The 15,428-nt window shown below is 61.3% G+C and carries 13 protein-coding genes; 4 read left to right on the forward strand and 9 right to left on the reverse strand.

Going from position 1 to position 15,428, the window contains the following annotated elements:
• Positions 1-271: 271 nt before the first annotated feature.
• Entirely contained in the window at positions 272-829 is a 558-nt protein-coding gene (locus ACAX61_RS14620) for a recombinase family protein (RefSeq protein ID WP_370715583.1), read from the reverse strand.
• A gap of 229 nt (positions 830-1,058) precedes the next feature.
• On the reverse strand, positions 1,059-1,400 hold the full coding sequence (locus ACAX61_RS14625) for a hypothetical protein (RefSeq protein ID WP_370715584.1): 342 nt from the start codon (positions 1,398-1,400) through the stop codon (positions 1,059-1,061).
• Positions 1,401-1,477: 77 nt separating this feature from the next.
• Between ACAX61_RS14625 and ACAX61_RS14630 the strand changes: the two genes are divergently transcribed.
• Entirely contained in the window at positions 1,478-1,822 is a 345-nt protein-coding gene (locus ACAX61_RS14630) for a hypothetical protein (RefSeq protein WP_370715585.1), read from the forward strand.
• A gap of 621 nt (positions 1,823-2,443) precedes the next feature.
• Here ACAX61_RS14630 and ACAX61_RS14635 read toward each other — a convergent pair.
• Genes ACAX61_RS14635 through ACAX61_RS14660 form a run of 6 tightly spaced genes read right to left on the reverse strand, consistent with a single transcriptional unit; the run spans position 2,444 to position 11,813 of the window.
• On the reverse strand, positions 2,444-5,572 hold the full coding sequence (locus tag ACAX61_RS14635; RefSeq protein ID WP_370715586.1) for a type I restriction endonuclease subunit R: 3,129 nt from the start codon (positions 5,570-5,572) through the stop codon (positions 2,444-2,446).
• Complete coding sequence (locus ACAX61_RS14640) at positions 5,572-6,663, reverse strand: DUF4268 domain-containing protein (protein ID WP_370715587.1); 1,092 nt, start codon at positions 6,661-6,663, stop codon at positions 5,572-5,574. The genes ACAX61_RS14635 and ACAX61_RS14640 overlap by 1 nt, the downstream gene beginning before the upstream one ends.
• A complete protein-coding gene (locus ACAX61_RS14645) occupies positions 6,663-7,196 on the reverse strand; it encodes a hypothetical protein (protein ID WP_370715588.1) in 534 nt (177 codons plus the stop codon). Before ACAX61_RS14645 ends, ACAX61_RS14640 begins: the two co-directional genes overlap by 1 nt.
• On the reverse strand, positions 7,193-8,128 hold the full coding sequence (locus ACAX61_RS14650; protein ID WP_370715589.1) for a GIY-YIG nuclease family protein: 936 nt from the start codon (positions 8,126-8,128) through the stop codon (positions 7,193-7,195). The genes ACAX61_RS14645 and ACAX61_RS14650 overlap by 4 nt, the downstream gene beginning before the upstream one ends.
• Positions 8,125-9,981 carry a restriction endonuclease subunit S gene (locus ACAX61_RS14655; RefSeq protein WP_370715590.1) on the reverse strand — a complete coding sequence of 619 codons (1,857 nt, stop codon included), beginning with the start codon at positions 9,979-9,981 and terminating at the stop codon, positions 8,125-8,127. Before ACAX61_RS14655 ends, ACAX61_RS14650 begins: the two co-directional genes overlap by 4 nt.
• Entirely contained in the window at positions 9,978-11,813 is a 1,836-nt protein-coding gene (locus ACAX61_RS14660; RefSeq protein WP_370715591.1) for a type I restriction-modification system subunit M, read from the reverse strand. The genes ACAX61_RS14655 and ACAX61_RS14660 overlap by 4 nt, the downstream gene beginning before the upstream one ends.
• A gap of 97 nt (positions 11,814-11,910) precedes the next feature.
• Here ACAX61_RS14660 and ACAX61_RS14665 point away from each other — a divergent pair, with 97 nt between their 5' ends.
• Positions 11,911-12,483: a hypothetical protein gene (locus ACAX61_RS14665; RefSeq protein ID WP_370715592.1), complete on the forward strand. Its 573-nt coding sequence runs from the start codon at positions 11,911-11,913 to the stop codon at positions 12,481-12,483.
• Between the two features lie 714 nt (positions 12,484-13,197).
• Here ACAX61_RS14665 and ACAX61_RS14670 read toward each other — a convergent pair.
• Entirely contained in the window at positions 13,198-14,067 is an 870-nt protein-coding gene (locus ACAX61_RS14670; RefSeq protein WP_370715593.1) for a hypothetical protein, read from the reverse strand.
• Positions 14,068-14,197: 130 nt separating this feature from the next.
• Between ACAX61_RS14670 and ACAX61_RS14675 the strand changes: the two genes are divergently transcribed.
• Both ACAX61_RS14675 and ACAX61_RS14680 read left to right on the forward strand, forming a co-directional pair.
• A complete protein-coding gene (locus tag ACAX61_RS14675; protein ID WP_370715594.1) occupies positions 14,198-14,809 on the forward strand; it encodes a hypothetical protein in 612 nt (203 codons plus the stop codon).
• A 144-nt stretch (positions 14,810-14,953) separates the two neighbouring features.
• Positions 14,954-15,100 carry a hypothetical protein gene (locus tag ACAX61_RS14680; RefSeq protein WP_183953131.1) on the forward strand — a complete coding sequence of 49 codons (147 nt, stop codon included), beginning with the start codon at positions 14,954-14,956 and terminating at the stop codon, positions 15,098-15,100.
• Positions 15,101-15,428: the final 328 nt, after the last annotated feature.

Here is a 15,428-nt window from a genome sequence, read left to right on the forward strand (position 1 = left end):
TGGAACGTCGAGTGTCGCTTCAACGGCTGCGTCCGAGGACGATGCCGGTGAGCCTGCTGTGGTATGATCAGGCTTGGTCATGTGCGGAGGCTCCGGGATCGTGGATCAGCATGCGGGACGGTGCGATGGTGATGGGACGGACGAGTCGTGCCCCATTTGCCGGGGCGAAGAACTCGACTCAGACTTCCTCTCAATGATTGAGCTCGCAGCGGCTCAGCCGGGGAAGGCGATGACCTTCGAAGAGGCGATTGAGTGGCTGCGCAACCTGTGATCAGGCGGCGAGCAGTCGGTAGACCGATGCACGCCCGATCTTGAGGCGCTTGGCGATCTGGGTGGCCCCCATCCCCTCAGCACGAAGATCGCGCACAGCGTCCGGGCTAATCGTCGCGGGACGGCCCTTGTAGACATTGCCACGCTGCTTCGCGGCTTCGATCCCCCGGCGCTGCCTCGCCTTGATGAAGTGCTTCTCCATCATCCCCACCAGTCCGAACACGGTCAGCATCACCTCGGCCATGATATCGCTGCCGTCGAGCGTGATGGCCGGGTCATTGATCCGCAGCACGGCCTTCTTCTCAATGACGCGCTTGGCGATCGTCAGCAGGTCGCCGGTATCTCTGGCAAGCCTGTCCGGGTGAAGAGCCAATAGGGTGTCGCCCTCATCGAGCAGGCGCAGGGCTGCTTCGAGTTGATCTCGCCCGGTGAGCTTCGAGCCGTTGCCGATATCGACAAACACGACGACCGCACCGAGCTTCTCCAACATGATCTTCTGGCTGGTGGCGTCCTGCCCCTGATCGGTGCTGATCCGTGCGTAGCCCAGCGTCTTGCCCATGGTGGCCCTCATCGTCTCGTATGGCTTTAAGACCGGCTCGCTCCAGCCGTCTCTGAAGTCAAATTCCACGCGCTTGAGACGAATATCTGGCTCAGGAATCGTGCTGTATCTGGTTGCCCTATCGAGGCGGGTATGACCGAGGTGGCGCGCAGCCCAACGCTGCATTGAGCGGATGTGGCGACGGTTAGGCCGACAGTTGGAGGCAGCGCCTTGTTGGTCGCATCTATGCCTACGCTGCTGCCCTGCACAAGGTCTTGTCGATGGTGCTGAGGGGCAAACGGTTGATGATGGCGAGCCTGTCGTTTCGCTCCATGGGGAGCCATCGAGTGCAGGCGATGGGGTCACCGGCGATGACGACGTGGGCTGGTGCGCCGTGCTCACCGGCATACCAGCCCGGATAGACTGCCAGAAAACCGAAGTTCGCGCAGGCCGCTTCGAGACAGGCGGCATCCCCGATCCGCTCGACGTTTACCCCAACGCCATTGAGGCCGAAGCTCGCACGGTGCTCATCGCCGGTCAGCATGAGGTCGATGAGCCCGGGGCAGTCAGTGAGCGGGATGGGCGTGAGCATGCTGGTATTTATGAGCCGACCTCGCCCGTTTATCCTCGGCGCGACTGCTGCATCATAATGCGCCGGAAGGAGGTGCCATGTCGCGAACCCCGCCGTCATCAGGACGGGCTATCAACCGAGCACCGGTCCCGATTTATGCCTTCGAGAAGAACGAAGGTTCCGTGTCGAGCACCTTCAATGGGAGGATCATCCATCGCGTGCCGATCCGCCTTGCGTTGTGGTCGGGCGACATCATCGACGCGGTGCGCTACGCGGGCCGATATTGGCCGATCTACCCAGCCGAGACCTTCACCGAGAAGATGGGCCAATGGGTCAATGAGCGCGATACGCTCTATGGCCATGATCATAGCCCGTTGAAGCTGCCGCTCGCACACTCCTACCTATTCGACAGCGATACGCCCCGAGGCTCCTACGACTGGTAAGTGTCAGCCGCTCAGCCCCATTTCGCTTTCAACTGCTTTGGGAACCGTTTCCCCAACCCTCAGTCGAGATGATTTCCGAACACGGTGTCCCGCCAACCATGCTCAATGAAGGCCACCCATGTTTGCGGAATAGGGGCGGTAGAGTCGATGGAGGGGCAAAAAGCTGGCCTAAATACCCTGTATTAATCGGGAGGAAGAGCATGGGCTGGCGGCATTATAAAGTGCGGCAATCAGGAGATTGCGAGGTTCTAAAGGACGGCGAGCCATCCCTTGTCCGCTTCGACATAGGTATCGTTGAGACGGGACGCACCCGCGTCTTCGCCGGTCACTTTGTGCGGCTCTCGCTTACCGATGGACGGCAGATAACGGGCGAGGATGAGCGATCCCTACGCGCCGCACTATGGCGGCTGGCTCGAAACCTGACTCCGCTGTGGCTCACAATCAACTGCGTCGGCCTGAACGCCGAGTTCACTGAAAGTGGGCTCAGTGTCGATACTGGTTGGGGCTACTGGGGACCACACAGCGAGCCGATGCACATGATGGCCCCACTGCCTGAACGAGAGGAGGGGCACGATCTGGACCGCCTGATCAAAGAAGCTGTCGATGGGATGGAGATTGCCATCAAGCTGACGCTCCAATCGGCTCCCGGTCAGCCCGCGCACGCAGCGCCTCGTAAAGCTGGGCAGGGCCGAGCAGCACCTCCTTCAGGCCATCGCGCACCTTCTGCGAGTCGAGGGCCTGCTTACTTAGTGAAGAGTGAGCCTCGAACGCCTCAATGATCGCGTTCATCAACTCGTCCTTGAGCGTGGGCGAGTTGGCAAACTGCGCTTCAGTGTTGTTCGCCGCCTGCGTAACCAGCGCGTCAGATTCGAGCATCTTGTCGCGCAGGGTAGTGACGTAGCTCAGTTGATCGCCATCGGTCGTGTCAGCGCCGAACAAATCGTTCACGCGCTCAATGATCTCGGCGAGCAGCGCCTTGTCTTTCTCCTGCACCGACCCGGAACCGACCTCGGTCATGGGCTTGAGCTTGCTCTCATCACGACCTGCCACGTCGAGGCGCCGCTGCCCCTCATCTTTGAGGCTGTGGTGCGTCAGCACGACTTTGGACAGGTCCACGCCCTCGCGTTCGCGACCGAACTCCAGCAACGGGACCAGCCGCTTATAGAACAGGAAGCGCTTCTCAACCGCGCTGCTGCCGTAGTCGAAAATCTGCGAGAGGAAGCTGTATGCGCGCTGGTATGCCGCCATGTCGTTCTTGAACAGAACCAGCGCGTTGATCTCATCCTGAGCGTCCGACGCGCCGTCATCGTCGTTACGCTCTCGTGCGCTCCGCAGGCGTTCCTGCGCAGCTTTGTAGCGCTTGAGCAGGCGGTCAGCGACAGGCTCGATGGCAGCGATGAGATCACCCTGCTTGGCGCGGGGGTTCATCTCGACCGCAGCGACACGCTCGACCTCAAAATCATCGTAGTGGCCGCTGGCGTCGAGCTTGCCCTTGAGATCGAGGACGAGGTTCGGGTCAGTCACGCCCTCAAGTTCGGCGGTGTCATAATAGGTGCGGAAGGCGGTTAGGATTTCCTCGGACGAGTTCACGAAATCGAGGACGTAGGTGGTGTCCTTGCCGGGGTGAGCACGGTTGAGGCGCGATAGCGTCTGCACCGCTTGAATACCCGCAAGCCGTCGATCGACATACATGCCGCACAGCAGCGGCTGATCGAAGCCGGTCTGGAACTTGTTGGCGACCAGCAGGAGGTGGAAATCCGCGCCTGCGAACGCATCACGAATGTCACGGCCCTTGAGGCCCGGATTCAGCGAGGCGCTGCCCTCAGTGACCGGCTCGTCGCTCGACTCAGGATCGTTCACCTCACCAGAGAAGGCGACCAGCGTGCCAAGGCCGTAGCCCTGCGACTTGATGTAACCGTCGATTGCCTTCTTCCAGCGCACGGCCTCTACCCGACTTCCCAGCACGACCATGGCCTTGGCTTTGCCATCGAGCAGCGGCTCGACGTTTTCGCGGAAGTGCTCAACGACGATCTGCACCTTCTGGGCGATGTTGTAGGGGTGGAGGCGCACCCAGCGCATGATGCCCTTGAGCGCGGTGCTGCGCTCGACCTGCTGATCGTCCCATTCCTGTCCCTCATTGGCGAGGCGGAAGGCGAGCCGGTAGGGCGTGTAGTTCTTGAGCACGTCGAGGATGAAGCCCTCCTCAATCGCCTGTCTCATTGAGTAGACGTGGAAGGCGGACGGCAGATTGCTGGGGCCGGATGGCTGATCGGGCTCCGGCTTGCGCCCGAACAGTTCAAGCGTCTTGCCCTTTGGCGTGGCGGTGAACGCCACATAGGTGACGCCGCTATCGCCAGCCCGCGCCGCCATCTGGGCGGTCAGAATATCCTCGGTGCTCGCCTCACCGCCGTCCTGAAGCTCAGCGATCTCCTCGGGGGACAGCAGCTGCTTGAGCTTCTTCGCCGCCTCGCCGGTCTGGGAGCTATGCGCCTCGTCGGCGATGACGGCGAACCGTTTGCCTTGTGTGGCGGCGAGATCGCGGACGGCTTCAAGCGCGAAGGGAAAGGTCTGGATGGTGCAGACGATGATCTTCTTGCCCTGCGCCAGCGCGTCGGCAAGCTGGCCGCTCTTGGCCCCACCCTCGCTGCGGATCGTCGCCACCACTCCGGTGGTCCGCTCAAACCCGAACAGCGCGTCCTGAAGCTGGGCGTCGATGACGTTGCGATCCGACACGACGATGACGGTGGAGAAGAGCTTCTCGTCGGCATCGGTGTGGAGGTCGGCGAGGAAATGCGCCGCCCACGCGATCGAGTTGGTCTTGCCGCTACCTGCTGAGTGCTGGATCAGGTATTTGCCGCCTGCCCCCTCGCTGCGCACGGCCGCGCGCAGCTTCCGGGTGGCATCAAGCTGGTGATAGCGGGGGAAAATGATGCCGGTGATCGCCCGCTTCGCATCACGCTGAGCAACGAGGTAGCGGCCGATGATCTCCAACCAGCTTTTCCGCTCCCAGATATCTTCCCACAGATACGCCGTGCGGTGCCCGTGCTCATTGAGCGGGTTGCCCGCGCCGCCTGCATCGCCCTTGTTGAACGGGAGGAAGCGCGTGGTCGGCCCTGCCAGTTTGGTGGTCATGTGGACTTCGCTGTTGCTCACCGCGAAGTGAACGAGCGCACCGCTGGGGAAGGTCAGCAGCGGTTCGGAGTTGCCGCCCTTGGGACGGGGCAGGCGGTCGAACCGATATTGGTCGATGGCGTCAGTGATCGATTGGGTAAAGTCCGTCTTCAACTCAGCGGTCGCGACGGGAACGCCGTTGAGGAACAGCGCCAGATCGAAGCAGTTCTCGTTCGCCACGGAGTAGCGAAGCTGGCGCACCACCCTGAGCCGGTTCGCCTGATAGGCCGCGATGATATCAGGGTTCATGCCCATCGCGGGCTTGAACTGGGCCAGCGAGATCATGCCTCGCACCCCGACCATCTCGACACCGTGACGGATCACATCCAGCGTGCCGCGAACGTCGATCTGTTTACGCACGCGGTCGAGCAGCGCGCCCTCAGCGCCCGAGCCGTGACTGCGGCTCAGTGACTCCCACACCTTCGGCTGCGTCTCCTGCACCCACGCAACCAGATCGGGCGCAAACAACGCCCGCTTGCGGTCGTAGAGCGCGGCGCTGCCGGGTTCGTAGAGCCAGCCATGCTTAGCGAGGTGCGCACAGATTTCGTCCTCGAAACGGACTTCCTTGTGGATGCTCATCAGCGCTGCCCCGCCCGCACCTGATTGAGGCGGGGACGCATGACCCGCTCAAGCCGCACCATGGCGTCCACCAGCGCCTGCTGGACCTTCGGCCAGTCCTCGCGGTCGGAGCGGTAGCCTCCGTCCACCAGCGCACCGATGAGCGTGCCCCGCTGCCGATCATCCCGCTTCCAGATAAGGTCGCCGCCAAACTCGCTCTCTATGGCGGCGCGCTCGGCTTCCATGCGCAGGAAGAAGCTCTGATTGTCCTCGATCCACAGGTGGACCTGAGAGTCGCTCTGCCGGATGGTGTAGCTGAAGTTGAAGCCCGGAACGCCCGCTGAGGCGGATATCCAGTTGTCCTTGGAAGGGCTCCGACCGGCATGTAGCGGCGTCTGCTGAGCGGCGAGCGCGAGCAGGCTCTGCCAGAACTCGTAGCGTATCTCGTGGCGCTCCACCTTCGCCTTCTGCTCGGCCTGCCGCTTGAGCCCGATCTGCGTCTGGAACTGGGTCGCCTCGGGTAGCGGGATGATTGGCTGCACGTCGAGCAGCAGGCGACCATCGCCGAGCTTGTAGGGGCTCAGCCGGATGCAACTGATGTCGAGGCCCTGCTCGCGCAGCCACAACACGGTGGTGGTCAGTTCCTTGCTGAAGGCAGCTGAGGCGAGAATGATGCGAACGCTGCCGCCAAACTCTTCCTGCTCGGCCTCCTGCCAGTTGAGGAAGGCGAGCAGTGCCGCCTCGGCTTCGTCCCCGCTCTGACCGCAACGACGAAGGTATTGCGTGTGCGCTTCGACTGCCTCAGCGAACGTCATTCGCGCGATCATCGCCCCGTAGCGGATCGCCTGAAGCTCCATGTGCCCCGCGTCGTCACGCTTGAGTTCGACCACGACGAGGTTCGCCTCGGGATCGAGGCAAAGCAGGTCGATGCGGCGATTGCTGTCGATCCACCCCCCATACTCATCGGACAATACGAACAGGTCTTCGCCGAGCACCGTGATCTGGTCGCGCAGCATGCGCTGAATGTCCTGACGCTCGCGCAAGCCCTCAACGTCGAAGCGCGTCGGGTTCGCGGCGGTGAGCTTTCCTTCATTGACTTCGTAGACCGGCATCAGCCGCGCTTCCTCAGCCCGAGACGCTCGAACGCAGCCGCAACATCCGACTTCATCGTGAACAGGTTTTCAGGCTCTTTCAGGTCAGCGAGGATACCGGAATAGAACTTGCCGTTACGGTGATCGGCGTTGGGTGCAGGCCACAGGTAGAGCGCGCGATCAGCGCACATTGTGCCGAAATGCATATGCCAACTCTGCGCCTTCCACCCCAGCGCCTGAGTCAGTGCGGTTGAGGTCGAGCCGGGATTGTCGAGCAGCACTTGCACCAGCTTCGCCTCGGTTTCCGTCATCGGCTTGACGGTGAATGCGCGGATGACGCGCTCGGCTGTGTCGAGCCCGCTCAGTTCGCCAACCAACGCCTCGTGCTCTCTCTGCTCCTGCTGATCCAAGGCATCGATCATGCGCTGTGCCGCCTCGCGCTGGGCGTCAGTTCCACTGGTGCGCCAGCCTTCCGCATTGGTGCGCATTTGCATGCGGCTCTCAGCGGACGCGGCGGGGATTGCTGCCAGTTGCTTGTCGATGTTGAGGCTCATGCCATCGCTCCCACCGGGGTGGCGACCTGCCGCGCTTCCCAGTCCTTGTAGGTCAGCCCACCTTCAGCGGTGCGCCAGTCAATCTGCCCGTTTGACGCCCTGCCGTTCACCACCGCCGCTGCGGCGCTGGGGCTGCGGAAGGCATAGTCCTGCGTGAACACGCAGTGCGCGCCACGCTCGGTGAGGACGCCCGATCGGCGAAGCTCTGCGTAGAGAGAGGCGTAGGTGTGGTGTTCGAGGCCGGTCCATTCGAGCCTGCTCATTGATCCGGCCTCAACGACGAACTCGCCGTTTGTAAGAACAGCCGAGGCACGCAAGCCGTGCTTGCGCGATTCCAGCACGAAGCGCGTTCCGACAGTGCCAACCTCCTGCGGGTCCGCCATGAACCGCACAGGCGTGGTGGTTGTCATGGGCCGCACCGACCGGGTGCGCTGGATGAACATATCAACGCGCACGGCGGGCAACACGATCAGCAGGTTCTCAAGGAACGCCTCCATCTTCGCGATGTCGGCTTCGCTGAGGACCGGCAGCACCGGCGCAGTCAGGTTGTCGAGCGGGGTGTGCCCTATCGCCTTGGCGTGACTGATCAGGCGCGCTTCGAGGTAGCGAACATGCGCCTTGTTGAGCTTGTTGGCTGCGGCGGTGACCAGCACCGCACTGGTCCACCACTCCTTGCGCACATCATGCTGACGGATGCGCGCGCCGATATCCTCGCCCTCACCGATGTAGGCAAACGGCTCGCCGTTCTGGTCGCCGAGCAGCAGGTAGACGCCCGCATAGCTCGCCTCAGTGCGCACGAGCGCCTCGCTCAACTGGGTGCGCGGGAACAGCAGGACGTGGCCGGTCCAGTTGAACAACTCGGCAGTGACCATGCCATCGGGCCGACCATCGATATAGTAAAGCTCCAAGGAGCGACCGACCGCAAGGCTCATACGAACAGCCTCCCGGTCGTGGTCTTGGGGCCGGAGCCGGTCGGCACGATGCCGTGGCGACGCATCCAGCCCAGCCACTTGGCAAGCTCACCGGCGCGGAACTTCTCGCGCTTCTCCGGGTGCCAATCGTCGAGGAAGCCGGTGATGATATCGTCGTCGGATGGCGTGGCACCCTCACTGAGCAGGTCGTTCCAGACGCCGTAGAGCGTCGCCACGGCCTCAGCCTGCTTGGTTGTGAGACCAGCGAAATCATCGATCAGCTTGTCGAGCTTGGCGGCGCGATCGGGGCCGAGCCAGTCGGCAAGCTCTTGGCGATGCGCCCCGCGCTGCTGACCAAGCCGGTAGCTGACCGTGGTGCCGGTGCCGCCCGCCTGATCGGCAGTGATGCCCGCAATGCTGTGGGCACCCCTCTCCATGTCGTCAATCAGCGCACCGTCGAGCGGGCCAGCGGCTGCTCGCGTATAGCTGCCCGCAAGCTCGCTGATGCCGACGTGCCCTTCAGCGAGGAAGGCCAACTTTTGGAACTTGACGCGACCGAAGGTCGCCTGACCCGCTGACCGCTCAATGATCTCAGTGCCGACCAGCGCGCGCGCTCGGGCGCGCTCGATCGGGAACGGCAGCACCTTGGCCGAGCCGCCCACGTCAATCTTGCCAGTGACCGCTGCGGAGATGAGGGCAGCACGACGTTCATTGAGAAGTCGGATCGCGGAGTCAGCCTCGTGGGATAGAGCGTCGAACTTTGCTGATGCCGCTTCGATATGGCTGATGATCTCGACTTGTTCGGCATCAGGCGGAACCGTCATCCAGAAGTCAGCAATCATGGGACGACGGAGCGATTCCACTGTCGATTTCGCGGTGCCTTCCAGCACTGCCTTGGCGAACATCTCACTCATATAGGCGTAGAAAAAGCGCCCAAGCACACCACGAAACTGGGTGAATATGTAGACGCGCTGATGAGCGCGGAACTTGCCCTCGAAGTGGTGATATACCTTGCCGACGCCAGCGCCGTCTCCTGCGGTAAGCACTGCCTCACAGTCGTGGCTAAAATCACCAATGCGCTCAATCACAGGCGAGCGAACGAAGAAGGGATATGCGCCGTCCTCAACGGCATCAGCAGTATCAGCGTCACCCGTCCCGATGTGACAGATGAAGCGAAGTCGCTTCACCTCCCAATGCGCGGGCACCTCGCCGAGCCATTCGATGCCGCTGTCCTTCATCGGCGCGTGCGGATTGAGACCCTTGCTGACGGCATGAGAGATGACGGCTTGCCGCTTCTCCTTCAGCAGCGCGATCAAGCGCCGCTGCTCCTCAATGAGCGCGTCAGTTTTGGCGGTTTCGCGGTCGAGGAAGGCGGCGATGACGGCTTGTTCCGGCCTCTCAGGAAAGGCCAGAAGGATGTTCTTCATCTCGGAGTAGTTGGTGCTCCACAGGTCGGCGACAATCCCTTTTCCATACCGGTAGAACTCCTCCTGAAACGGGGCGCTGCGCAATAGAAAGTGGACGAAGGCTGGATCGAGAAGGGCGTCAGGCGTGATGACTGTATTGATCAGCGACACCGATCCATCGAGTTGCGAAAGCCCAGACGAGCCCTTGCGATCGGAGCGGCTGTTGATGACGAAATCGCCCGCGCGCACGCCCTTGCGATTGTCGTTGTCGTCAGTCTTCGCCGCAGTTTCAAGCTGAGGAACGATCCCCTGTTTTGTCACCGAGAGCGCAGGAAACTCGGTGTCGCTCACTTTTTCTCGGCGTTCAGTAAACAAGCCTCCAAGCCTACGCACCTGCCAATGACTGGGCACCTCACCCAACCACTCGACACCACTGTCCTGATAACGCGAATATGCCGGAAAGCTCACGCCGCCAGCCCCTCCAGCATGCCCTTGATTCGGTCAGTGACTGCCTCAAGCTCAGCGTCGATCTCAGCCAGCGGGCGCGGCAGCTCGAATACATAAAAGTGCCGGGTGAACGGGATTTCGTAGCCGACCTTGGTCTTGTCGGTGTCGATCCACGCATCGTCCGCGTGCGGCAGCACCTCCCGTGCGAAATAGGTCTCGACATCCTCACTGAGCGGCACGTTCTCAGTATCGCGTAGCGCGCTGTCAGCCTGCGGCTTGCCCTTCGCTTTGCCGCGCTGACCGAACACGGTCTTGCCTGCCTCATCACGCAGCGGTCGCGCGACGGTGATGGTGCGGTAGCCGAAGGCGCTGTTCGGGAAAATGCGCGACAGCGGCGCGAGCTTCACCTTGCCGCCCTCCGGTGCTGAGGGAAACGGCTCGCCGTCAATCACCACGTCGCGAGCAACCTCCCGCCCGTCCGCGTCGAAGCTGGTGGCAAGCTGCGCCTCAGTGAACCCGCCGAATAGCTTGGTGACGGTCTCGATCTGCGCGTCCGACATCTCCTTACGCTTGGAGCCCAAGGATTTGCGCATCTTGCGCCACATGGACGAGGCGTCGATCAACTGGACCTTGCCCCGGCGAGCCTCCGGCTTCCGGTTGCTGATGATCCAGACATAGGTCGAGATGCCCGTATTGTAGAACATGTCGGTTGGCAGCGCGATGATCGCCTCAACGAGGTCGTTCTCCAGCACGTAGCGGCGGATTTCGCTTTCACCACTGCCCGCACCGCCCGTGAACAGGGGCGAGCCGTTCAAGACAATCCCGAAGCGACAGCCCCCCTCATTGAGCGGGCGCATCTTCGATAGCAGGTGCATGAGGAACAGCAGCGACCCGTCAGATACGCGCGGCAAGCCGGGGCCGAAGCGACCATCGAAGCCCTTCTGCTCGTGCTCAGTGCGGACCTGCTTCTCGACCTTCTTCCACTCGACGCCAAAGGGAGGGTTAGACAGCATATAGTCGAAGGTGCGGCCGTGGTGGCCGTCGTCGGACAGGGTATTGCCCTGCACGATATTCTCGATCGGCTGCCCCTTGATGAGCATGTCGGCCTTGCAGATGGCGTAGCTCTCTGGGTTCAGTTCCTGACCAAACATGGTCAGGTGTCCTTGCGGGTTGTGCTCGGTGAGATACTCACCCGCGACCGACAGCATGCCGCCCGTCCCCGCAGTGGGATCGTAGATGGTGCGCACGATCCCCGGCTTGGTCAGCGCGTCGTCGTCCTCGACGAACAGCAGGTTGACCATGAGGCGGATGACCTCACGCGGGGTGAAATGCTCACCCGCTGTCTCGTTCGAGATTTCGGCGAACTTGCGGATCAGTTCCTCGAAGGCGAGGCCCATCGCGGCGTTGTCCACCCTGTCCGGGTGGAGGTCGATGCGAGCGAAGCGCTCAGTGACTTGATAGAGCAGCCCTGCCTTGGCGAGCCGGTCGATCTGGGCATGGAACTCGAACTGCTCGAAGATGTCGCGCACCGCAGGCGAGAAGCCCTCAACGTAGCGGACGAGGTTGGCGCGGATGTTGTCCTGATCACCCATCAGCTTTGCGAGGTCGAGCGGATCGGTGTTGTAGAAGCCCTGCTTGGCGGCGCGCAGCGCGAAGGGTTCGGGGTTTAGGCCCATCGCGGTCTTGGCCTGAAGCTCAGTGAGCACCGCTGCCTTGGTGGGTTCAAGCACGCAGTCGAGGCGGCGCAGCACAGTGAACGGCAGGATCACCCGGCCATATTCAGATTGCTTGTAGTCGCCTCTCAGCAGGTCCGCCACGGACCAGATGAATGACGCAAGTGCTTGATGGTTCACCGTTTCCCCCTTGACTGGGCTAAGGTAGCATGCCCGCTGAGGGGAGGACAGCGACTTATGCGATACCGGTTTCTGTTAAACGGGACGTTGAGGCGGCATGGCAGATCAGCCTGACCTGCTCACCGATCTGCACGATCTCGACTTCGTGCGCCTGCTGCTGGCTGAGATGCACGATGACCTGCGCGGCAAGGTCAGCCGCTTTCGTCAGCTTGACGACACGGTGAGTGCGATCGGGTCGAGGCAGTCGATGATCCCCGGTGGTGAGGTCGCCTACGCTGCGTGGGTCGAGGCGCGCAGCACCTTCGTGCATGGCAACTTCGTCGCCACGGTGCTGCTGTCGCAGGCGCTCGCTGAGCAGATGCTGGCGGCCATGCTGGTCACGGGGCTCGACGCCGAACCGATTCCGGCTCGCATCGCCTTCCGCGACACGCTCGCCCGCTGCCGCACACGCAACTTCATCAGCGAGCAGGACGCCACGGACTTGGAGCGGCTGATGAACCTGCGCAATCCGCTGTCGCACCATCGCCTGATCGATGACCCAACGAACCTGTCGCGACGAGCCATCGATGCGCGTTTGCCCAGTGAGGAGCACCTGCGCCGTGATGCAACCTTTGCCATCAGCATGGCGGTTCGCCTGATGGCGCTGCCGATGATCCGACTTGGTGACTGAGAGCCGAGCGCTGACGCGCTCGCCTGCTGCATCCCATTGACCGCTTCGTTGCACTTCGCGGATCAATGAGCGCAGCAATAAGGGTCAGCAGATATACACATTCTACGTCATCAACCTCGCTGTGGAAGACAACTCTATCTCCCCCGCACCTGAGCAGACTGACTGAAGAGCATCCACGGATGCTCACGCTCGGTAAAGCGATGCTGCCCAGATGCGAGGAATAGGTGGTCATCAACCTGTAGTGTCAGACTATGCGTCGCGGCTTCGGGGTTTTACGCCCAGCAGGTGGTCGCCCGGACCCTGCATGCGCCAGCGCCTATCAAGGTATTGATCCCGGCAGAGTGAACATGACTTCAGGGATACCTTCGACGGTTATATCGTGAATGATAAGCCATTGAGAGGCGCACGCTGTTGACTCAGCGCCTACTCAATGCGGGGAGTTGTCAGCTAAAGACATGGCTCCCCATCTTTCTCGTGACTTCTTTTCAGCACGGTCTCAGAACCGGCAACCGCAGCGCCACGAGCGCGGTCGGGGTGCCCACCCAATACACTGATGCGGCAGCAAACCGTTCAGCTTCTATTGCGTGGAGGCGAACACGCGACAATCTAACCCCTGAGCACTTTATATATCTGCAAGATACCAAACACGGTATCTGGCCCGCAATATTTATCATCATCCCCGACGCGTCTTTCGACGCGCCGGAGAGAGATACTTCATGCACGACGGAAAGCGATTCGGCCCTGAGTATCTCGGCCTTGCACCGCGTTTCCGGCCTCGACCAACCGCTGAGCCGCGAACCGGATCGCGTTCTCAACACCGCTAAATCCGTAGCGCTTAGCTTCATTGAATAGGGTGCTGGTGCTCTTCCACTCATTTGTCAGCAGATCGAGGACGAGGTTCTCGTTGTTGGCTCCACGAGCCTTGCCCTTGTTGGCCCGTGCGCGCGCTCGCTTCGGTGCGCTTGCTGCCGTCTTTGCTGATGTCTGGGCACGACGCCGACGTGTCGGCTGAGGATCGGGCTCCGGCTGAGGTTTTGCCGCCTCCTCTCCCAGCGAAGCGAGCACGCGCTTCTTGATTTCCTGCTCAACTGCGGCGACCCGTTCGGCCACATATTGCTCACGACCCTCTTCGGCATCGGTAAGCGCCTTCTTGGCTTCCTTGAGGCGCTCAATCAGGCCGCGAATCTCAGCATTGCGTTGGTCGATGACACCGAGATCGTCGCCGCCCCGGGCCTGAGCCTCTGCAAGCTCGACTTCCTTGGCTTCAAGCGCGCTTTCCACATCGGCAACTCGACGCTGCGCACGCGCCATCGCGGCCTTATGCTGTCCCTCGATCTCGTTGATTTGAGCAGCATGCTCACGCTGTGAGCTTTCGAAGCGCTTAGTTAGCCGGAAATACATATCCGCCCACTCGCTATCAGGGCGCCCACCCTTGGCAGAAAACTTGGTGTTCATGTAAGTCTCGATGCCACCACTTGAAGACAAGGCCCGCCGCAACATGATAAAGGCATTTGAGGCCTCGTTGTCGTTTGTTGAGGGATGCATTGCAGTAGCCCAGAGCTTCTCAGCTTTGTTGGTGTTCATGACGTTCTCCATCGTTCGGGTGAGCAACTCGCTTCCGATGTTTGGAGAATAAGCGAAGTCGGAAGGCTTCCTTGCGATTACCGCGTTTGGGATCGTTGACAGTGCCGGAGAAAGTTCGTTTGGTAGGGCAATGACCCGCCCGTCACCCATGAAAGCAGCGAATCTCAAACGGTTAGCTGATGCGAAGGCTCATAATGACCTGCTATGGCAAGCCGTTAAATGGTTTGTCGTTGAGATCAGGTCGCAGATGCCAAGTCGAGGCAAGGGAACCACTGCCGAGCCGTTTCCTTCGGTTCCAGCAATCGTGAAGGCGCTCAACCTCCACGGGCTCAAGACCACGCACAACAAGCCGATCAACTATAACACCGTGAGCCGCCTGATCACCGATCGGTTCGACGAATGGGCTGCTATTCCAACCGCCAGAGAGATGGAGGACGCGCTTCCCGCTCCTCAGCCGTATGTGTGGGGGCGTTTTCGTTTGCTGGAGGACGTGGGCGAGTTCAGCGAGGGTGATTACGGGCAGGTCAAGGAAATCATCGACGGGGGCGTGATTGGCTTCTTCACTGATTGGGACAGCGTAAAGATTCGAGACCCAGAGCACATGGAAATACCAGTCAGGCTGCACCAGATGCGGATGGTCGCAGGTAATCTGCACGATTGGTTATCACTCCCCCAGAGAGACCCTTTTGAGTCCGCACACCCCTCTCCGACTCATTCCGCAAACCCCGGTGATGATCAGTGAGCGTGTGTGGCGGAAAACCGTGTTCGCAAATCATCTCGACTGAGGTTTGCGGAAATGGTTCGCAAAGCAGTTGATTAAGGAACGGGGGTGCTTGGCGGTGCTGCACGTCGAGCATACCTTCCGCGCACCGAGGAGGTATCGTCGATGGGACTGTTCGATAGCAACGGCAACGACCGCACGAAGGGTGGCCCGAAGGTCAAGACCGGACCCAATGCAGGGCTGACGCGCGCGAAGAACGATGATGGTCGCTGGCGTGAGAAGCGCAGCGATGCAGGCAAGCCGCGTAAGTGACGCATAGCGCCGTCATCTGATAGGACGGTTGCGGATAGGCTGGTGATGCCGCTGCCCTTGTGGAGGGGGCCGCGCTTGGAGACCGTCAGCCTATCCGCTTCCTCACCGTTGGACGGGTGAAGCAGGACTGCTCTGCGCCTCGTTGAGGCGCGGCTCAATGCACAAACTGGGCAACCGCCGACAACCACTCGAACAGGTGGTCGCCCGCTAAATACCAGCATGCTCACGCCCATCCCGCTCACTGACTGCCCCGGGCTCATCGACCTCATGCTGACCGGCGATGAGCACCGTGCGAGCTTCGGCCTCAATGGCGTTGGGGTAAACGTCG

It is taken from the genome of Sphingomonas sp. IW22, from assembly GCF_041321155.1.
Taxonomy (GTDB): Bacteria; Pseudomonadota; Alphaproteobacteria; order Sphingomonadales; family Sphingomonadaceae; genus Sphingomonas.